This is a genomic window from Bacillus sp. JJ864 (assembly GCF_036963045.1).
In the GTDB taxonomy this organism is placed as follows: domain Bacteria; phylum Bacillota; class Bacilli; order Bacillales; family Bacillaceae_G; genus Bacillus_A; species Bacillus_A pseudomycoides_C.
This window is the reverse complement of the sequence record NZ_JBALLY010000023.1, coordinates 1-20,100: the sequence shown is the minus strand read 5'-3', so window position 1 is coordinate 20,100 and position 20,100 is coordinate 1. Positions and strand designations below refer to the sequence as shown.

At 37.0% G+C, this 20,100-nt stretch carries 19 protein-coding genes; 7 read left to right on the top strand and 12 right to left on the bottom strand.

Annotated elements, in window-relative coordinates; genetic code table 11:
• A partial coding sequence (locus V7024_RS05330; RefSeq protein WP_335516658.1) for an exosporium glycoprotein BclB-related protein occupies positions 1-524 on the top strand: 524 nt, incomplete at its 5' end.
• Positions 525-730: 206 nt separating this feature from the next.
• Here the strand turns inward: V7024_RS05330 and fabI are convergent.
• From fabI to V7024_RS05315, 3 genes are all read right to left on the bottom strand, one after another.
• Positions 731-1,507 carry an enoyl-ACP reductase FabI gene (gene fabI, locus V7024_RS05325; protein WP_335516655.1) on the bottom strand — a complete coding sequence of 259 codons (777 nt, stop codon included), beginning with the start codon at positions 1,505-1,507 and terminating at the stop codon, positions 731-733.
• Between the two features lie 139 nt (positions 1,508-1,646).
• The gene (locus V7024_RS05320) at positions 1,647-2,429 is read right to left on the bottom strand and encodes an FkbM family methyltransferase (protein ID WP_335516651.1); all 783 of its coding nucleotides are present in this window, start codon (positions 2,427-2,429) and stop codon (positions 1,647-1,649) included.
• Between the two features lie 47 nt (positions 2,430-2,476).
• Positions 2,477-4,138: a glycosyltransferase family 4 protein gene (locus V7024_RS05315; protein ID WP_335516648.1), complete on the bottom strand. Its 1,662-nt coding sequence runs from the start codon at positions 4,136-4,138 to the stop codon at positions 2,477-2,479.
• A gap of 268 nt (positions 4,139-4,406) precedes the next feature.
• On the opposite strand from V7024_RS05315, the gene V7024_RS05310 reads away from it, so the two are divergent.
• Positions 4,407-5,570 carry an FtsW/RodA/SpoVE family cell cycle protein gene (locus V7024_RS05310; RefSeq protein WP_335516645.1) on the top strand — a complete coding sequence of 388 codons (1,164 nt, stop codon included), beginning with the start codon at positions 4,407-4,409 and terminating at the stop codon, positions 5,568-5,570.
• 76 nt (positions 5,571-5,646) lie between these two features.
• On the top strand, positions 5,647-6,387 hold the full coding sequence (gene prpE / locus V7024_RS05305) for a bis(5'-nucleosyl)-tetraphosphatase PrpE (RefSeq protein ID WP_335516642.1): 741 nt from the start codon (positions 5,647-5,649) through the stop codon (positions 6,385-6,387).
• An 18-nt stretch (positions 6,388-6,405) separates the two neighbouring features.
• On the opposite strand, the gene V7024_RS05300 is transcribed toward prpE, so the two are convergent.
• From V7024_RS05300 to V7024_RS05285, 4 genes are all read right to left on the bottom strand, one after another.
• Positions 6,406-7,293: an RluA family pseudouridine synthase gene (locus V7024_RS05300; protein WP_335516639.1), complete on the bottom strand. Its 888-nt coding sequence runs from the start codon at positions 7,291-7,293 to the stop codon at positions 6,406-6,408.
• Positions 7,294-7,488: 195 nt separating this feature from the next.
• Positions 7,489-8,286 (bottom strand): NAD kinase, encoded by a 798-nt coding sequence (locus tag V7024_RS05295; RefSeq protein WP_335516637.1) that lies wholly within the window; start codon positions 8,284-8,286, stop codon positions 7,489-7,491.
• Between the two features lie 21 nt (positions 8,287-8,307).
• Complete coding sequence (locus V7024_RS05290) at positions 8,308-8,943, bottom strand: GTP pyrophosphokinase (protein ID WP_335516634.1); 636 nt, start codon at positions 8,941-8,943, stop codon at positions 8,308-8,310.
• Positions 8,944-8,996: 53 nt separating this feature from the next.
• Positions 8,997-9,368 carry a hypothetical protein gene (locus V7024_RS05285; RefSeq protein ID WP_335516631.1) on the bottom strand — a complete coding sequence of 124 codons (372 nt, stop codon included), beginning with the start codon at positions 9,366-9,368 and terminating at the stop codon, positions 8,997-8,999.
• 144 nt (positions 9,369-9,512) lie between these two features.
• Between V7024_RS05285 and V7024_RS05280 the strand changes: the two genes are divergently transcribed.
• The 3 genes from V7024_RS05280 to V7024_RS05270 all read left to right on the top strand — a co-directional run bounded on the left by V7024_RS05280 (position 9,513) and on the right by V7024_RS05270 (position 11,707).
• A complete protein-coding gene (locus V7024_RS05280) occupies positions 9,513-10,091 on the top strand; it encodes a CYTH domain-containing protein (RefSeq protein WP_335516628.1) in 579 nt (192 codons plus the stop codon).
• A gap of 327 nt (positions 10,092-10,418) precedes the next feature.
• Complete coding sequence (locus tag V7024_RS05275) at positions 10,419-10,814, top strand: globin (protein ID WP_098306218.1); 396 nt, start codon at positions 10,419-10,421, stop codon at positions 10,812-10,814.
• The gene (locus V7024_RS05270) at positions 10,814-11,707 is read left to right on the top strand and encodes a ClpXP adapter SpxH family protein (RefSeq protein WP_335516625.1); all 894 of its coding nucleotides are present in this window, start codon (positions 10,814-10,816) and stop codon (positions 11,705-11,707) included. The genes V7024_RS05275 and V7024_RS05270 overlap by 1 nt, the downstream gene beginning before the upstream one ends.
• A 442-nt stretch (positions 11,708-12,149) precedes the next feature.
• Here the strand turns inward: V7024_RS05270 and pepF are convergent, their stop codons facing one another.
• The 4 genes from pepF to mecA all read right to left on the bottom strand — a co-directional run bounded on the left by pepF (position 12,150) and on the right by mecA (position 17,887).
• Positions 12,150-13,976 carry an oligoendopeptidase F gene (pepF, locus tag V7024_RS05265; RefSeq protein WP_335516622.1) on the bottom strand — a complete coding sequence of 609 codons (1,827 nt, stop codon included), beginning with the start codon at positions 13,974-13,976 and terminating at the stop codon, positions 12,150-12,152.
• A 46-nt stretch (positions 13,977-14,022) separates the two neighbouring features.
• Complete coding sequence (locus tag V7024_RS05260; protein WP_335516619.1) at positions 14,023-15,264, bottom strand: competence protein CoiA; 1,242 nt, start codon at positions 15,262-15,264, stop codon at positions 14,023-14,025.
• Positions 15,265-15,595: 331 nt separating this feature from the next.
• Positions 15,596-17,140: a cardiolipin synthase gene (gene cls / locus V7024_RS05255; RefSeq protein ID WP_335516616.1), complete on the bottom strand. Its 1,545-nt coding sequence runs from the start codon at positions 17,138-17,140 to the stop codon at positions 15,596-15,598.
• Between the two features lie 75 nt (positions 17,141-17,215).
• On the bottom strand, positions 17,216-17,887 hold the full coding sequence (gene mecA / locus V7024_RS05250; RefSeq protein ID WP_335516614.1) for an adaptor protein MecA: 672 nt from the start codon (positions 17,885-17,887) through the stop codon (positions 17,216-17,218).
• 559 nt (positions 17,888-18,446) lie between these two features.
• Here mecA and V7024_RS05245 point away from each other — a divergent pair.
• Positions 18,447-19,115, top strand: a complete 669-nt coding sequence (locus V7024_RS05245; protein ID WP_335516611.1) for a TerC family protein — start codon at positions 18,447-18,449, stop codon at positions 19,113-19,115.
• Positions 19,116-19,459: 344 nt separating this feature from the next.
• Here the strand turns inward: V7024_RS05245 and spx are convergent, their stop codons facing one another.
• Entirely contained in the window at positions 19,460-19,855 is a 396-nt protein-coding gene (gene spx, locus V7024_RS05240; RefSeq protein WP_020059817.1) for a transcriptional regulator Spx, read from the bottom strand.
• Positions 19,856-20,100 lie beyond the last annotated feature (245 nt).

The following is a 20,100-nucleotide window of genomic DNA, read 5'->3' as shown; positions in this document are numbered from 1 at the left end:
CTACCGGATCTCAAGGGCCTACTGGTTCAAGCGCTATAATTCCTTATGCATCAGGAGGACCTGCTACGTTAAATACTGTTGTAGTTGGAACGAATACCGGCACTATACTTGGATTTGGAAGCTCATTTGCTGGTGTTGATGTATCTGGTGCAACAATAACTTTGGCACCTGGAAGCGTTTTAGACTTTGCATTCGTTATGCCTCGTGCTGGAACAATCACATCATTATCTGGTTTCTTTAGCGCTACAGCAGCATTAGCCTTATTACCAAGTTCTGCAAACGTTCAAATGCAAATATATACTGCACCTGCAAGCAGTAATATTTTTAGTCCAGTAGGTACACCTTTAGCACTCCCATCCTTTACTATACTTTCTATTGGTGATACCTTTGCTAATATTCAGGCTCAATCTATATCAGTATCTGCACAAGACAAAATATTACTAGTTGTCTCTACAAACACACAAGGTATTAGTCTTCTTACTACTGTCGCAGGCTTTGCAAGCGCAGGTATAACGATTGACTAACTCTAATATAGATAGGATTCTTTGTAAAAGGTGAATTCAAACGGTAAAAGTTCTATCCTTAGAACTCTTACCGTTTTTTATTGATTTTAGATAAATAAAAAACTCCTTAATTCGCATACCAAAAATACGAATTAAGGAGTTCGTTCATATATATCCTGTCTTCCGAAAAATCATTTCTATTTTCTTCTTACAGAAAAACATATACCTTATCCTAAAATATGATAACCAGAATCCACATGAATATTCTCGCCAGTCACACCACTTGCTAGGTCACTGAATAAGAATAGCGCTGTGTTTCCTACTTCTTCTTGTGTTACGTTACGACGCATTGGCGCACGTTCTTCAATTTGTTTTAAGATGCTGTTGAAGTCGCCAACACCTTTTGCAGATAATGTACGAATTGGTCCTGCTGAAACAGCGTTAACACGAATATTATGCTTCCCTAAGTCGTTTGCTAAATATTTTACGCTCGCTTCTAAAGATGCTTTTGCAACGCCCATTACGTTGTAGTTTGATACAACGCGTTCGCCGCCAAGGTACGTTAATGTAACAATGCTGCCGCCCTCTGTCATTACTTCTTTTGCTGCTTTTGATACAGCTGTTAAAGAGAATGAGCTAATATTTTGTGCTAATAAGAAACCATTACGAGATGTATCAACGAACTCACCTTTTAAATCATCGCGGTCTGCGAATGCAATACAGTGAGCCAGTCCATGAATAACACCAACCTCTTCCTTAATTGTTTGGAAGCAGCTTGCGATATCTTCATCATTTGTTACATCACATGGTAATACAAGTGATTTTTGTCCTTCTAATGATTCTGCTAAATCACGTACATTCTTTTCTAAGCGTTCACCAGCATATGTGAAAATTAAGTTTGCTCCTGCGGTATGTAATGAACGAGCAATTCCCCAAGCGATGCTTCGTTGGTTCGCAACACCCATTACAACGATATTTTTTCCTTTTACATTGAGAAGATCCATATATTTATCCTCCTATTTTTAAAATAAAAGTAGTTGTTAGTACCTGATACTATTTTCATAATATCATAAATAATCAAGAAGGCAAAATAAAAAATCATTGTCTCATTCCAATGATTTTTTATTTTTCATATAGAAATACCTAAAACTGTATGAGCCCATACGGATAAAATTCATAATATGTGATCGCTTCAAGCGCCACTTGAACCGGTCTTCCTTCTTGATCTAAGATGTGAAATGAACCACCATGTTTCTCCTGAATTTCTTGTAATAGTCTAAAAAACGGATCTTTATCTTCCCCAAGCATAACGACATTCCACTCAAATACAATTCGTTTTATTTTCTTTTGTTTAATGAGCTCCATCATTCCTAAAAAGGCGTGATACTCTCCGCCTTCAATATCTATTTTTAATAAATCAATTTGCTGGATATCCCGTAATTGCTGATCAAGTGTAACGCCCTCTACATCAATTATTGTATAATCCTCTACACGATTTTCATTTTCGGGCCTAAAATGTGTAGAAGAATCACCGTGAAATTTATTCGAAGAACGAAAACTTAACGTTTTTTCTTCTGAATACACCGCTTTGTTATACAGCTTCGTTTGTGTCGTAATCCAATTCATCGCAATATTATCTTGCAGCATTTCATAAACAGTAGGATTTGCCTCATATCCGATAACTTTTCCATGTGTTCCAACTAAGTAACCAGCCAATACGGTAAAATAGCCGACATTCGCTCCAATATCCACAATTGTATTGTCTGGTTTCACTTCCTGAATAAAAAATTTTGTGAGTAAAGGCTCAATTGCCCCTGTCGTAACTAAAGAAGGCATTAAGCTAAGATCTTTAGATGAAATCATTAAAAAGCCGCAATAACTCATTTTAATTAACATCTTGTCATCCCCGATATATGTACCGAACATATCGTTCAATCTCCCCTTCCACTCATTTTTTCACACGCAAAACATTATCAATAAGAGTAAGACGCCACTTTTCGTATATATTTTTCTAGCAATTCCATTTTTGCTTCATAAGCAAATTGGCCGGCTGTTTCCAATCCTTTATCAATTAAGCTCTTCCTCATCGCTTGATTTGTGAGTACCTCAATTATGCCGCTTCCTAAGCCTTCTATATCGCGTGGTTCATATAGCAACGCATTGTGGAGATGTTTTGCATACATCTCCACTCCTCCGCACTTCGTACAAATAACAGGCGTTCCCGAAGCCATTGCTTCTAGCGGCGGCAGTCCAAATCCTTCATAGTAAGAAGGAAATAACAATACATCCGCTTCTCTAAATTGTTTCGCGAGCTCGGTTCGATCTGGATTCATCACATATTCAATCGAAAATAACGAGGACTTCAAATCCATATAATACGGCATCACCCATTTCACTTGAAAAGAGACTCCTTTACGCTGCACATGTTCAAGCACTTGTATTGCGACCTCTCCTCCTTTAAATTTCAAATACGGATTACCGACAACTAAAATGGTATTTCCGTTTTTCTCTTTTTTAGTTGGATAAAATGTAGTCAAATCAATTCCATTGGTGATCACAGGAGCTTTTCGATTAAATTTTTCCCGTAAAACGTGTGCGACAAAATCAGATACAGCAAATAAGAATATATTACTCCGATAACTCGTATGCATACGAGTTCGAATCGCTGTCACATCGGACGTAGGAAAAGGCATATCTCCAAATAAACATTCATGGCCTTGTTCCCAATATAAAGTTGGTAACATCCCATATTGAAGCTCTGCAATTTGCTGCCACCAACCTGCGACAACTACATCTGATCCCTTTACATACGGAATGTAAGATTCATTCCAGGCAATATGAATCTCTTTATCTATTTCAATCTGCATATGCTCATGAAATATGGAGCTATCCGAATTGTTAGAACGAAGAATCCCTTGCACAGTATGACCTCTTTTTTTCAACCATTCCATTTGACTAATTAACATCTTTAATCCGCCCGTAAGATTTTTATGCGGCAGTACATACGTGATACAGAGCTTCTTTTCTTGATGTTCTATCTCCTTTGTTATGTACCGATCTAATTCTATTCCTTTATTCTCTCTCGTTCTTTTAGGATATAGTTTCATAATTTGTGAGCCATTTCCGCCTATCGGTAACTCTTTACAAGCGAAATCAAACTCTTGAAAATCCATAATTGTCCATCTACTTTTATGTATTTCAAAAGAGTTTCCTTTATATGCAAGTTGATGTGAAGGATAGATAGGTGTTGAGACAACTAACGCTTTATTTGTATGATGAAGTAATTGTTTTAATAAATGTATTCCTTCCTCTTTCGTAAAATGTTGTATAACATCGGCAAGTAAAATCACATCATATTCTTTCAAATCATCTATTTTTCGAAAAATATTATCATAATACATATGATTATATATATGTTCATGAATCGGATTCCTGTAATCTGCAAATACTTCAATCCCATCAATTACAACTTGCCATTCCTGTTTATGATATCTCTCATACGGCACATCCAGTGCTTCTCTTAGAAGTAACCCGTACTTTCCAAATCCCGCTCCAACATCTAAAATCGACATAGGTTCTTCTACGATAATATGCTCTAATATATCTGGAATTGCTTGATAAAAAGAACTCGGCACCGTAGTCCCCCCTTTTTGTATGAATCCATTATGTCTATGTCATTCTATTCATCACATAATCCCTATATGTCTTAGATTTCTTGTTCTTTTATACACTAATTATCTTTTAAAGTTTACACACCCTCATAAATCCCATTATTTTGTAACCCTCCATCTGACATTCCCCTCCTTAAATGTAAACAACATATTTGCAAACACCAAAAAATCAGATAAGATGGTAATAGTGTCTTTTTTAATAACAATGAGTAATAGAAAGGAATACAGTACGGTGAAAGATAAAAATTCTCGATATCAAATAGATTACGTTTTAATACTAATTGTACTAGCAATCGCTACGGTAAGTTGTTTTGCTATTGCAAGTGCACAACCGTCCTTACCACCAAGTTTACAAAAGGTTAACTTCGTGGCTAAACAAATTCAATGGTATGTCATTGGAGTTATTGCGATTGCTGCTGTTATGGTCATCGACTTTGATCGTTACAAGCAAATTTGTTGGTATTTATACGGATTCGCAATGGTTCTTCTTCTTGGGCTTGAGCTTCATGCTCCAGGCTCATTAGAAATTAAAGGAGCAAGAGCTTGGTATGCATTACCTGGTGGACTTGGGAACTTCCAGCCCTCAGAAATCATGAAACTCTTTTTAATTCTCGTCGTTGGTCGTCTTATCGTAGACCATAATGAAAAATATGTGGTTCGCACACCGCGCGAAGATTTGCTCTTGCTTGGAAAAATATTTGCAGCAAGTTTACCACCGCTATTATTAATTGCCAAAGAACCGGATTTAGGAAATACGATGGTAATTTCAGCAATGCTTGCTGCTATGATTTTAGTATCTGGGATTCGCTGGCGCTTTATTTTTGGTTTAGCTGGCATTGTCGTTGGAGTTGGTGCACTCCTTGTGTACATTTACTTTGCACACACGGCATTCTTTAAAGCACATATTTTACAAGAATACCAATTAGATCGTTTCTACGGTTGGTTAGCACCTTATGAATACCCAACGCAAGGTTATCAGTTAACCCAGTCTCTTTTAGCAACCGGATCAGGTGAATTGTACGGCAAAGGCTGGGGAAATGGACAAGTATACTTCCCTGAACCTCATACAGACTTTATTTTTACAAATATCGCTGAAAAGTTCGGATTTTTAGGAGGAAGCGTCGTTATTTCACTATACTTCCTACTGATTTATCGTATGATTCACATTTCATTAGAAAGTAATGATCCATACGGCAGTTATATATGCGCAGGAACAATCGGGATGTTTACATTCCAAGTATTCCAAAATATCGGTATGACGATTGGACTACTTCCTATTACCGGTATTACATTACCGCTTTTAAGCTACGGTGGTAGCTCCTTAGTCACCTATATGATTGCGATTGGCTTCATTCTGAACGTACAGTCGCGAACGAAGAAATTTATGTTTGATTAAACCATATCCGAGTGGATATGGTTTTTTTCTTACCTTCTTAGCGGTATACTAATCAAAAAAGAGGAGGTGATCTCATATGAAATATGATGTTATTGGCGATATTCACGGCTGTTTAGAGGAATTTACATCATTAACAAAACGGCTTGGTTATACATGGGATAGCGGATTGCCTGTTCACCCGCAAAAACGACAACTTGCTTTCGTAGGCGATATTACAGATCGCGGTCCTCATTCTTTGCGAATGATTGAAATTGTATGGGAGCTTGTCATACATAAAAAAGAAGCATATTATGCCCCAGGAAATCATTGTAATAAATTATATCGTTACTTTCTTGGGCGGAAGGTACAAGTAACACACGGCCTAGAAACAACTGTTGCAGAATACGAGGCATTAAACACACGCGATCAAAAGATTATCCAGAAAAAGTTTATTGACCTTTACGAACAATCACCGCTCTATCACGTACTAGATAACGGAAAACTCGTTGTTTGTCACGCCGGTATTCGCCAAGATTATATCGGAAGAAGCGATAAGAAAGTGCAAACTTTCGTTTTATATGGAGATATTACTGGTGAAAAGCACCCTGACGGCTCTCCTGTCCGCCGTGACTGGGCGAAGCATTATACTGGGGAGGCTTGGATTGTATATGGGCATACACCTGTACAAGAACCTCGATTCGTCAATCATACTGTGAATATCGATACTGGATCTGTATTTGGCGGGAAATTAACTGGACTTCGTTATCCAGAAATGGAGACCGTTTCAGTACCTTCTTCGATGCCGTTTGTACCTGAGAAATTTCGCTCTATTGACTAAAAAAAGCTGATGGAATTGCTATTCCATCAGCTTTTTCATATCTTCAGGCAACTCCGCGTGAAATGTCAGTTGCTTTTCTAATATTGGGTGATAAAATGTTAAATTTGTGCTATGCAGTGCTTGTCGCTTTATTTCATCCGTTTTCCCACCGTACAAATCATCACCAAGTAACGCATGACCAAGATGCGCCATATGTACTCTAATTTGATGCGTACGCCCTGTTTCTAATTGAAGTGCGACATGCGTTTTATCTTTCCATCTTTTTTTCACATGAAAATGAGTCACAGCTCGCTGTCCATCCCCGCGCACGATGCGCTCAATAATACTATCATCTTTTCGTGCAATTGGAGCATCAATTATTCCGCTATCCTCTGCTATCATTCCATGAACAATCGCTTCGTATGTTCTTTTCACTTGTTTTTGCTGATGTTGCTTCGATAACAAATGGTGAATAAAACGATTTTTGGCAATTAACATTAAACCGGACGTATCCCGGTCAAGCCTAGTAACGATATGTACGGTACTGGCAAGATTTTGCTGATCATAATAATGCAAAAGAGCATTTGCTACACTTCCGCTTGGATGCTCTCTTGACGGAATTGTTGACATATAAGGCCGTTTATTAATAACAAGGACCGAATCATCTTCATACACAACTGAAAGAGGGATATTCTCACTTAGCATCCCTTCACTTCTTTGCTCAGGTGGGAAACATACTGCTAACTTTTCACCTTCTTGCAAAACATGACGCACATTTACATGATGTTCATTCACTTCAATCGAACCGCCATGAAACTTTATATCAGTTAACGCTGCTTTTGAAATACCTTTCGCTTTCAAAAATTCTCGAATAAGCATTCCTTCATCAGCTTTTGTTATACACCACGTTAACGTAAACCTTCTCAATTGCATAGCTCTCTTCTAACCCTCTCTAATGGTGTGTTCACAATGCAAAAACGCCCGTATGAACCTGATTAGCCAGTCTAAGAGGTCCTGACCGCTTCTATGCATGGTCAGACGCTCTCGATCCCCCCAGGTGTCGCTTTTTCAACTTATATTGATATAGCAGCGGGAAAAGGACCCGCTGCTATAAGTTTTCCCTTATTGATCCGCGACAAATGAATCGCGCACTCGCTTCCAGAATGGGAATGGGCGAAACCTAACAAATCGAACTCTTTGATCTGCCACTCGGTATTGAATCGATTTGACATCTTGATGCACCATCGCTAAATGATCAATTGTAATTTGCAAGTTCATTCCGGTAACTGGTCTTAACACACATGTATGATGCTTCGGTAATACGAGCGGAGATCCAACCGTACGGAAAACACGATTATTAATAGACGCCATTTCCGTAATTTGAATCGCTTCCAAAGACGGGTGAATAATTGCACCGCCCAGCGCTTTATTATATGCAGTACTACCAGAAGGTGTTGAAATGCAGAGACCATCGCCGCGGAATGTTTCAAAATATTCACCGCGAATTTCTACATCCATAACAAGCGTTCCTTCACTGCTTTTTACTGTTGCTTCATTTAGCGCTAAATATTGTGATTCTTTATTCCCATTCATATAACGAATAATGACCTCTAATAATGGATATTCAACAACTTGAAAAGGCGTTTTCGCAATCGCAATGACAAGCTTCTCAACTTCTGTCGGTAACCAATCTGCATAAAACCCTAAATGCCCGGTATGCACCCCGACAAATGCTGTTTTATCTAACCGATCCTGGTAGCGATGAAACGCATGCAGCAGCGTTCCATCTCCCCCAACGGAAATTACAATATCTGGCTCATTTTCATCCATTGTAAATTTAAAATCACATAAGTACTCTATCATCGTACTCATAAGCGCATTTGATGATTGATCTCCCTTTGACATAATTGCAAACTTCATCGCCCAACACCCTTTAGTTTATTATTCTGTTTCCTTCGATTCTTTCTTGCGTGAAAAAATCTTTTGTGCTTCTTTAATTTCAAGACGAATCGAAGACATCTCTTCGTCTAATAAGTAAGCTGCTTCAGCTGCGCGCTGCAAACGCACTTTAATATCTTCTGGAAAGCGTCCACGATATTTATAATTTAAAGAATGCTCGATTGTTGCCCAAAAATTCATTGCTAACGTGCGAATTTGAATTTCAACTAACACTTTTTTCTCTCCGCCAATCGTTTGCACAGGATAACTAATAACAACGTGATAGGAGCGATATCCACTTTCTTTCTTTTGCGTCACGTAATCGCGTTCTTCTACAACTTCAAAATCGTTACGTTTACGTAAAAACTCCATAACCGGCTTAATATCATCAACAAATTGACACATCATCCGAAGCCCCGCAATGTCTTGCATCTCTTCTTGCAAACGACTAAGCGGAATGTTTCGTTTTTCTGCTTTATCAATAATACTTGCAACAGATTTGACTCTACCTGTTACAAACTCAATCGGCGAATGTTCGGCCAACATTTCAAACTGAGAACGCATTCCTTTTAATTTTACTTTCAATTCTCCTACTGCTTGATGATAAGGAGCTAAAAATTCTTCCCAATTTCGATCCAATGTAACCACCACCAAAACAAATCAGTTTCTTTTACCTCGCTGAAAGCATCCCTTTACAGAAACACTCTTTCTACTTCATTTACGAGTTCCTCACCGTAATTTGCATTTCCTTCAATATTTCCAATCAAATACTCTAATTCTTCTTTCATTTGTTCTAACTCAATTTCAACGTCTTGAATACGAACAAACATCGTTTTATCGCTCTTCATTGCCTGTTTTACTTCTTCCCAACACGTATGCGGGATGCTTACGTAAATAAAGGCTGTTTCATTCTCTAAAATATATAAAAATGATAAATTATCTGAATCCACAAGTACATGGCTGCGTGCTTGTAATCCTTCTACACATAGCTCTGTATTTTCCGCACAAAAAATAAGAGCATTCTCTCTGTTTTCTACGCTCTTAACTTGGATTTTATTTTGCATACTTTAACTCCTCCATAATCATACTTCCTGTCATAATCAACACTTTCATTGTAACATAACATACACTGAAACAAATAAAACATTGATTGAAATTTAGGAAAAAGCGATAATGAGTAACAGATATTTCATAAAAGGAGCGTACATATGAAACAAGAAATTGAAATTGAGTTTAAAAATATAGTTACAAAAGAGGAATTCCATTCTTTATGTCACGCATTTTCCATTACAACATTTGCAAAACAAGTGAATCATTATTTCGAAACACCAGCATTTTCATTAAAAAACGCCGGCGCCGCCCTTCGTATTCGTTATAAAAACAATACATATACGCTAACACTAAAACAGCCCGCAGAAATCGGCTTGTTAGAGACACATCAAGCTTTAACTGAAGAAGAAGCAAACAGAATGATGGAAACAAATACATTAATCACCGGTGCCGTTTCTAAGCAATTAGAAAACCTACAAATTCCTGTTTCTTCACTACAATATATGGGAAGCTTAACAACAGAACGAGCAGAAACAACATTTGAAGTTGGTACACTCGTATTCGATCATAGTTTTTATTACGAGCATGATGATTATGAAATCGAATATGAAGTAAGCGATGAGCAGGCTGGACAAGCAGCATTTTCTTCTTTCTTAAAGGAGCATAATATTCCAATTAGGCCTACAAAAAATAAAGTACAACGCTTTTTTCTTGCCAAAGAGCAAAAAGAACAATAAACTAGCAAAGGATTGATTGAGAGCTATTTATTTGCGCTTCATAACAATCCGTTGCTACAATAAAGTGAAACTTCCTTCAGTAGGCGTCTTTTCCTACTGAAGGTTAGTTGAACCAATCGGGCTCTTACGGGCAGTTTTTCATCGCGAGATACTCAAATTTACTGCCCGTTAGAGCGGGATAAAGTGAAACTTCCTCTTGTGAGACACTTGCCACTTAAAGAAATTTCTCACAAATTGAGCCTTACATTATCTCTTGCCTATCTCTTTGTCTTACTACAAATAATAGCGAGGATAGATATATATTTGATGGAAAAAGGAGTTACAAGGATGAACAAGCAACCAACGACACCATTTGAAGCAATTGGCGGTGAACAAGGCATTGCAAAATTAGTCGATACATTTTATTCCTATGTCAGTAAACACCCTGACTTATCTCCCATCTTCCCAGACGATTTAACAGAAACTGCTAGGAAGCAAAAACAATTTTTAACGCAATATTTAGGTGGACCGAGTCTTTATACAGAAGAGCATGGTCATCCAATGCTACGCGCTCGTCATCTACCATTCGAAATTACACCAAAGCGGGCAAAAGCCTGGCTCTCATGTATGGAGCAAGCGATGGATGATACTGATGTACATGGACCGATTCGTGACTTTGTATTCGAACGTTTAACATTAACTGCACAGCATATGGTTAATACTCCTGAAACAGGTGAAGCTTAATGGATAAACAGGAAACAAAATATACTGTACCAAGCTCCCCTTCAAAATGTGAGCCTAAGTCTGTAGAAGCCTATTTATTTATTGATCCACTCTGTAAAGATTGTTGGGAAATTGAGCCATTAATGATTAAATTATGGCTCGAATATGGAGAATACTTTTCACTCCGTCACATCGTTACTGGTAAAGTAGAAGGGGCTATTTCCCCATCACACAAATGGAATAAGCCTGCTAATATTCGATTTGTGTGGGAGAAAACAACAAGTTTACAAGGGTTTTCTTGTGACGGAAAAGTATATACGCACGGCGGCGCATCAACTCCGTATACCACTTCAATTGCAATTAAAGCAGCAGAATTACAAGGTCGAAAAGCAGGTTCGAAATTTTTACGAAAACTACAAGAGGCTATTTTACTTGAAAATATAGCGAAACCAACCATAGATACGCTGCTCACATGTGCAATGCAAAGTGGAATTGATGCGGAAGAATTCAAACAAGATTTATATTCTGTAAGTGCAGCAAAAGCATTTCAATGTGATTTAAAATTTACGAATGAAATGCACATTACAGAAATTCCTTCTCTCGTGTTTTTTCATGCAAATTCAAACGAAGAAGGAATTAAAATTGGCGGTATTTATCATTACGATGTATACGTACAAGTATTAAAAGAAATTGTGAAAGAAGACATCAAGCCGCAGCCGCTTCCTCCTCTAGAACGATTCCTAGAGCATGTTCAGTTTATGTCAACAAAAGAAATTGCTTTTATTTATAATTACTCTGAAAACGAAGCAGAACGAGAAATGAAAAAATTGTTATTAAAGAGGAAAGTACGCATGATTGATATAAAACGAGAACGTTATTGGCAATGGATTACAAAGGAAAACGACCTAGTGTAAACACTAGGTCGTTTTCTTTACGGCTTATAAAAATATTAAAGGGGATGGGAGAAATTTCACGTTCAAACAAAGGGGTATATGTTTGTTTGTGAATTCGTTCACGTTTATTATATTACAAGATTCGACGTTAATTGACAACCTTTTTTGTCGAATTTCACATTTCTGTCACATTCTAAACGTTTTCATTTTAGAATACAATATACAAAGAGTCTTTTTAGGAGGGTTTTCATTGAAAAAATCCTATCTTTTATTACTCCTCTGTATTATTTTTTTGTTTTTTTGTTTATACGTTCTCTCATTATTACAAGTGTTTCCGCTTATTTTATCACTGCCTCTTTTATTTGGAGCAATTATATTTGCTGTATCTTATTTCAATAATCAAAAGCGTTTTAAAGGATTTTAAACAAAAAAAACCGAGAGTCATGCGACTCTCGGTTTCTTTCTACTTCTCTTCAAATAGAAGTGCTTCTAATTCATTTAATTTCTCTTCAAATACTTGCATTGCTTCCTTGACAGGCTCTGATGACGTCATATCAACACCTGCTTTTTTCAATACTTCAATTGGATAGTCAGAGCTTCCTGCTTTTAAGAACTCATTAATGTAACGTTCTACAGCTGGCTTACCTTCTTCTAGAATTTGTTTTGATAGAGCAGTTGCTGCACTGAAGCCAGTTGCATATTGATATACATAATAATTGTAATAGAAATGTGGAATACGGGACCACTCTAAACCAATTTCTTTATCAATCACTAAGCTATCGCCAAAATACTTTTTATTTAGCTCATAGTAAATGTCCGTTAACATATCTGGCGTTACTGCATGACCTTCTTGCACTTTTTGATGGATCACATGTTCAAACTCAGCAAACATTGTTTGACGGAATACCGTACCACGGAACCCTTCTAAATAATGATTTAATAAGTATAGGCGCTTCTTCTTATCATCTGTCGTTTTTAATAAATAATCATTGAGAAGTGCCTCATTACATGTAGACGCTACCTCCGCGACGAAAATCGAATAATCGCCATACACGTAAGGCTGCGTTTTTCTTGTATAGTAACTATGCACAGAATGGCCAAACTCGTGCGCCAGCGTAAATAAATTATTTACATTGTCATGCCAGTTCATTAATACATATGGATTTGTTCCATAAGCACCAGATGAATAAGCACCGCTTCGCTTCCCTTTATTTTCATATACATCTACCCAGCGATTTTCATACGCTTCTTTTAAAATCTCAACATACTCGTCTCCAAGTACATCTAATGATTGTAAAAGCATATCTTGCGCTTCTTTATATGTGACGTTCATTTTCACTTCTGGTACGAGCGGTGTGTATAAATCATACATGTGCAATTCATCTAATCCGAGTGCTCGCTTTCGAATATCAATGTAACGATGTAATAAATGTAAGTTTTCATTTACTGTTTCCACAAGCTGATCATATACAGACTCTGGAATATTATTATTGCTCAGCGCCGCTTGGCGAGCAGAATCATATTTACGAACGTTCGCATAAAAGTTATTTCGTTTAACCGCACCATTTAATGTGCTCGCAAATGTATTCTTATACTTTCCATACGTTTCATAAACTGCATGGAACGCATCATGACGAACACGAGGATCATCACTTTCTAAAAATTGAATATAACGTCCATGCGTCACTTCAACCTCTTCCCCATTTTCATCTTGAATAGATGGGAATTTCAAGTCTGCGTTATTTAGAATACCAAATGTATTACTTGATGCACTCATAACCTCAGAAGCTTGCGCTAATAACGCTTCTTCTGCTTCTGATAATACGTGAGGACGCTGACGCGTAATTTCTTCTAATGCATGCTCGTATACCTTTAGTTCTTTATTTTCTTGTAGAAATGATTGCATTGTCTCTTCTGCAATTGTTAAAATTTCTGGCACAATGTACGCCATATTACTTGATACTTGCGAATACAAACTTGTCGCACGGTCATTTAATGCTTGATAAGATGAATTTGTTGTATCTTGGTCATAGCGCATATGTGCGTATGTATACAGTTTACCAAGACGCATTGATATTTCATCTTCATATTGCAGTGCTTCTAACAATGTATTTGCTGATTCTCCAAGTTTCCCCTTAAATTCCGTCAGCTTTGGTAATAGTTCTTTCACCGCCTGAAATTCCGCTTCCCACTCTGCATCTGTTTGGAAAATATCTTCTAAGCGCCACGTATTATCTACTTCAATTTCACTACGCGCTGGCAGTGCTTTTACTGTTTTTGGTTCAGTCATTTGTAAGCCCTCCTTATTCCTATCTCCTAGTACAATTCGATTCTTCTTATGTAATTCCTTCTGGGTACCTTTCTATTATATCCGTTTTCCCTCCACTCATGTTGTACTTTGCTTCCATTAGTCTAAGGGCTTCCGTTAAAAATAAACGATCAAATTTCTGCACTTCTTCTTCTGTTTTAGGAATAATAAAACAACGTATTTTTCGATATTTGTATACATCTACTTGCTCAATTTCCCCAATTACACATAAAAATTGCATATATTCTCTCACCGCTCGCTTCCAAAATACCCCTGGTAAATATGGCAGCAAGCGTCTCCGAATCCCCCAATGCCGTTCAACATACTGAAAAACAGTATACAATGAAAAATATTCTCCTACCGCAAATTTTCCTAATAACTCAATTAAAATATAAGCTTGCCATATGAAAGAATGCGTACGAAATGCTAAAAGCGATGGTAACGGAACACCTATTTCAGCAGGAAAACAAGAGAGAGATATGCAATTCTCATAAAGAAGCTCTAAAAAAGAGCGCTCACCCTGCTTCCACATATGAATGCTATTTGCTCGGAAGCGCTGTTTTTTATTCATCCACTCCTTTTCTAAACGTTCAATGGAAATCGGTGATGTTGTAAGAATATTTTTGAATGTAGTGATTTGAAGAGGAAAATATATTGCATGTGAAAAAACAATAGACGAGGAAAAAGGTAAAAGAAGATTACATTTGAAAAAAGCTTTTGCATCGGGACAAAAATAGAGGAGATATGGATTGGGGTGATATTGCACACAGCAGGAATGAAAAGAGGAAAGCGACAGCCAATATGCTCCATGACGTTTGAGTTGATTCCCTCCTAAAATCCATAATATTTGAATCCCTTCTTTCCAATACCCTTCCGTTCGTTTTAACAACTGTTCTGCTGATAAACTTGCGCATTGATATTCAATCGCAATTTGCCGATTCCCAATTGCTACAAACAAATCAGGCCGCTGCTGAATCGCTGGTAAATAGTGCTCTATGTTTACCGAACAACCTTGTGACTGAAACCATCTGTATAGCTGCTCTTTCCCCCGCAAGTGATACGCTGATTCATTTTCAAACTCAACTTTACAACTATGTGATTTCTTATGGGCAAAATGCCACTGTTTTTGTTTTCCTAATTTCAGCTGTACCTCGAGGTGACAAATGGGGCAGAAAAAGCGCTCATTCTTCCGTAACATCATAAGCTGTTTTTCCTTCCATCCATGAAGAAGATGAATTTCTTCTCCATTTTCTCTCTTTGCAACAAACATAAAATCACTCCTTTCTTCCGTATGGACTATTCGACAACGACAGGCGGGTTCCTGCCTAGATAAAGTGAAACTTCCTTTCAGTAGGCGCCTTTCCCTACTGAAGGTTAGTTGAACCAATCGGGTTCTTACGGGCAGTTTTTTCATCTTGAGACACTAGAAGATACTGCCCGTTAGAGCGGGATAAAGTGAAACTTCCTTTCAGTAGGCGCCTTTCCCTACTGAAGGAAAGCTCTCACCAATCGGGCTCTTATGGGCAGTTTTCCACCAGGAAACGCCTAAATATACTGCCCTAAAGTAGCGGGATACAAAAAAGACTCATTCGCATGAGCCTTTAAAGTAAAGGAGATAATAACCGATATGTCGATTCTACAATTCGCATCACAAGACGGCGATTATTAAAACGATCAACATGAATTTCATTCGACACCTGCAAATCCTCTTCAAAATCGGTCACAAGTTTGCGAATACTGTTTGTATCATATAAAAAAGCATTCACCTCAAAATTCAAATGAAAACTTCTCATATCCATATTTGCCGTACCAATTGACGCTATATCAGAATCAACAATCACAACTTTGCTGTGTAAAAACCCTTTTTCATATTCATATATTTTAACGCCTGCCTCTAACAATTCTGGAAAATAAGAGCGGGACGCATAAAATACAGTCCTCTTATCAGGTTTACTCGGCATTAATAAGCGAACATCAATACCCGCTAAGGCCGCTACTTTTAATGCTGATAAAATATCATCATCGGGGATAAAATATGGCGTTGCAATCCAAATTGATTTTCGCGCAGAGGCAATCATCGCAAAATATAAATGCTTAATCGTTTCCCATTTATTATCAGGTCCGCCTGCAACAAGCTGTACTCCGCCATGTTCTTCCTCCTTTACAACATCAGCCTGCAAATAATCAGGAGTTAATACAGCTTCCCCCGTCATATAAAACCAATCTTGTAAAAAGATAAGTTGTAAACTTCGCACTGCTTCGCCTCGTAAATATAAATGAGTGTCTCGCCAAAAACCAAAATATTTATTTTCTCCTAGATACTCGTCCCCAATGTTTAAACCACCAACAAATCCTTCATTTCCGTCAACAACAATGATTTTCCGGTGATTTCGATAGTTAATTTTGTCATTTAAAATCGGAAAACGTACAGGAAAAAACGGGACCATTTCAACACCGGCCTTGTTCAATTCCTCGATATATGTGTTTGAGAGTTTAAAACTCCCTACAGCATCATATAAAAATCGAACGACCACACCCTCTTTTGCTTTTTGGATAAGGATGTCCTTAATTTTTGTGCCAATTTTATCATCACGCACAATATAATATTCCATATGAATATGATGCTTTGCCTTTTTCAACCCATCTAAAATAGCTTGAAATGTCTCTTTTCCATTTGTTAATACTTTCGTTTCCGTATGAAAGGAAATATTTAATGCCCCTAGACGATCCGCTAACCGAAATAACAATTCTTGATGGCCATGCTTTTTCAATATACGGTCTTGATCGTACTCATGCCCTTTATACTGTAAAAATGCTTGCTCGTCTAGAAGCGCTTTCTTTTGAAACATTCGTTTCCTTCGAAAATTTTGTCCAAACAGAAGATATGCAAAAAAACCAACTACCGGAAAAATGCCAAGCACCATTAACCAAGTTAATGTTTTCGAGGGATGACGATTTTCTAAAAAAATGACAAAACCAATTAGAAACCCTGATATTGTAAATAAAATACTTAAGATGCCTAAAAACGAAATATCTTTAATGCCCATTACATCTGAATAAAATGTTACATCAATAAAAAGACGCAACGAAATAAATACCGTAAACAAACCAACTAAAAAGAACAATAGCTTCAACGTATTTTTCATATCCGACCCCCTTACTTACAATCACTGTTCGTATATACACATTTAAAAAGCCGATTTCATTATAAGGAAATCGGCCTACATTCCAGAAGAAAAATGATGACGAATTGTTTCAAGTGCCCTTTCAGCAACAATTTGCTTTCCATATTCACGAACACGATGAATTGTTAAAGCGGATTCCTCTCCATATTCTAAGACCACGCTTAAAACACGGTCAATCTCCTCTTCATCGTGCACTACCTCATCAAACTCGACATATACATAATAGCGGTCTTCAAATGAATATAATTCATCTTTTATCTCTTCAAATATAAGTCGATGACTTAATGAAATCACATGCTCAAAGTCGTCAAATTTAATTAAAAAACCGAATGTACCATCTTCGTTAAAAATTGCTCCTGCTTCTTCTTCTAATTCCTGCTCAAATAACGATTCAATTCGTTCATCTAAAGGAATATCGATTATCTTATCAAGACCAATTGGTAATTCTAATTTTTGTCCGTCTTTCGAAAGCTGTGCTTTCGTTACAAGTACCTCAATTCCCTTTTCAAGCGCCTGCACTTGAATCCAAAGCGGCCCATCTATAAAAAAGTCATCATGGTCACGTGCTTCATCCATCATTTCCCAAAATAATTGTTCACTTTTATCGCGATTATACCAAATGTCTTCACGATTAAATCCGCGGTCTTCTATATCAATGTACGAGATATAAAATTTCATCGTATGATCATTAACTCTTTCAATATCCATAATGCACCTCTCCCTTCCTATTTGGAATGGTTATGAAGGGACTCCCCAATCATATTACAAAAAAAGTTAGAATCTTGTACTCTCATTTTATGATAAGATGCGCCAGAATGGAAATAAAATCACCTTATTTGCCAAAAAAACAGTCATTTACCTAATTTCTCATTCAATAATATACATACAAATTGAAAAAACCGCTTTTTTTTAGATGGGCGAGAGGATCTGGCCATGCATAGCAGCGGTCAGGGCCCTTTTCTGCCACGGACATAATTTCAAACAAAAAGAGAAAGCAAGTGCAAGGCATGGTTTTTCTTCATAGCAGCAACTAATAGCGTCGGAAAGTTAAAATGGATTCCCCTCTTCTTATTTCAGAAAAAACATTGGACATGCTATCGCTGGAAATGATTGTCCTATATTCTTTTTTCCTGCATATGATGTAAACGAAACATGCTTACGATACATAAAAAAATCCTTCTCTTACATATGACGCGAATGAAAACAAATCCACTCCTGATAGACGATTTTTCTTTCTATTAGGACTGAGTAAATGGAGGCAAATTGAATGGATTTAGACTTTCTCACATCCATCTTTATCATCGTTGGTATCGATGTTGTATTAGGCGGCGATAATGCCATTGTCATTGCACTCGCTAGTCGAAACTTACCAGAAGCAGAACGAAATAAAGCGATTGTTTTAGGAACTGGTTTAGCCATCATATTACGGATTCTACTCACAATAATGGCCGTTTACTTGCTTAATATTCCCTTTTTGCAATTAGCAGGCGGCATTTTACTTACTTTCATAGCAATCAATCTTCTTACAGATAACAGCCATAATCTTTCTAGTATTAAGGCAAAAACAACATTATTCCAAGCTGTACGAACAATCGTTTTTGCAGATCTTGTTATGGGATTTGATAATGTACTGGCAATCGCAGGAGCTTCTCATGGAAATATTACATTAGTTATTATCGGATTACTCATTTCTATTCCTATTATTATTTGGGGAAGTAAACTTATTTTAATATGCATGGAAAAATTTCCTCTTCTCGTTTATATCGGCGCTGCCATCTTAGCTTACACAGCAGGTCGCATGGTAATGCATGAAGAAAATATTCAATCATTTTTCGAGACAAAACCACTTTTCACGGCAAGCATTCCTTTTCTTTTTATGATTACAGTGCTACTAGTTGGAATTGTTGTAAACCAAGTAAAGCTGCGAAATACTTGAACGATTACTCACTGATTATGATCAGACTTTTGCTTTCTACTATAAATACAAATTAAAAACCTCTTTCTTTTTAGTGAGGACGAGAGCATCTGGCCATGCATAGCAGCGGTCAGGGCCTTTTTCTGCCACGTGCACGGGTTAAAACAAAAAGAGACAACGAGTGCAGGGCATGTTTTTTCTGCATAGCAGCGAGATTTATATACAGTACAAACATAGGTAAACTCTCATGCAATATCGGGCGTTTAACGAAATATACAGTATCTTCTCCGTACAAAACGAAAAGGAACTGATTCGCACATTCTTGCTAAAGCAGGAGTGGGAATTAGTTCCTTTGTCATATTATATTAATTTACAAGTCGCTGCGCTTCTCGCAATTGAAACGTTCTCACTGTTCGTGGTAAGAAACGACGAATTTCATCTTCGTTATAACCAACTTGCAGGCGTTTTTCATCAATGATAATAGGACGACGAAGAATACCTGGGTAATCGCGAATAAGCTTATATAAATCTTGAAGAGGTAAAGATTCTAAATTAATATTTAATTCTTGAAAAACTTTAGAACGAGTTGAAATAATCTCATCTGTTCCGCTTTCCGTCATACGTAAAATCTCTTTAATTTCCTCAATCGATAATGGATCAGAGAAAATATTACGTTCTGTATAAGGAATATGGTTTTCCTCTAGCCATAATTTCGCTTTTCTACAAGACGTACAACTTGGAGAACTATATAGTGTTACCATACATTACTCACTCTCCTTATAAAAGTACAAATTCTGTACTATTTCACATTTTAATAATTATACTCAAACAAATTTTGTATTACTTATAATTACTTATCTAAACATAACGAACTTCTCTAAAAAAATAATTATTTTAAATAAGTAACTTCTATAAATCATTATACAATAGAACAGAACAGAAATATACAATTTTCCTTCATAATATACATAAAAGTTGTGCAAAAGATGTGCATTTTGTAAGAAAA

Bases quoted from the DNA above. Each gene is read 5' to 3' on its own strand.
- pepF (WP_335516622.1), bottom strand. From the start codon at position 13,976: ATGACTGAACCAAAAACAGTAAAAGCACTGCCAGCGCGTAGTGAAATT.
- V7024_RS05295 (WP_335516637.1), bottom strand. From the start codon at position 8,286: ATGAAGTTTGCAATTATGTCAAAGGGAGATCAATCATCAAATGCGCTT.
- fabI (WP_335516655.1), bottom strand. From the start codon at position 1,507: ATGGATCTTCTCAATGTAAAAGGAAAAAATATCGTTGTAATGGGTGTT.
- prpE (WP_335516642.1), top strand. From the start codon at position 5,647: ATGAAATATGATGTTATTGGCGATATTCACGGCTGTTTAGAGGAATTT.
- V7024_RS05260 (WP_335516619.1), bottom strand. From the start codon at position 15,264: ATGTTTGTTGCAAAGAGAGAAAATGGAGAAGAAATTCATCTTCTTCAT.
- V7024_RS05270 (WP_335516625.1), top strand. From the start codon at position 10,814: ATGGATAAACAGGAAACAAAATATACTGTACCAAGCTCCCCTTCAAAA.
- spx (WP_020059817.1), bottom strand. From the start codon at position 19,855: ATGGTAACACTATATAGTTCTCCAAGTTGTACGTCTTGTAGAAAAGCG.
- V7024_RS05275 (WP_098306218.1), top strand. From the start codon at position 10,419: ATGAACAAGCAACCAACGACACCATTTGAAGCAATTGGCGGTGAACAA.
- V7024_RS05245 (WP_335516611.1), top strand. From the start codon at position 18,447: ATGGATTTAGACTTTCTCACATCCATCTTTATCATCGTTGGTATCGAT.
- mecA (WP_335516614.1), bottom strand. From the start codon at position 17,887: ATGGATATTGAAAGAGTTAATGATCATACGATGAAATTTTATATCTCG.
- V7024_RS05285 (WP_335516631.1), bottom strand. From the start codon at position 9,368: ATGCAAAATAAAATCCAAGTTAAGAGCGTAGAAAACAGAGAGAATGCT.
- cls (WP_335516616.1), bottom strand. From the start codon at position 17,140: ATGAAAAATACGTTGAAGCTATTGTTCTTTTTAGTTGGTTTGTTTACG.
- V7024_RS05280 (WP_335516628.1), top strand. From the start codon at position 9,513: ATGAAACAAGAAATTGAAATTGAGTTTAAAAATATAGTTACAAAAGAG.
- V7024_RS05320 (WP_335516651.1), bottom strand. From the start codon at position 2,429: ATGTTCGGTACATATATCGGGGATGACAAGATGTTAATTAAAATGAGT.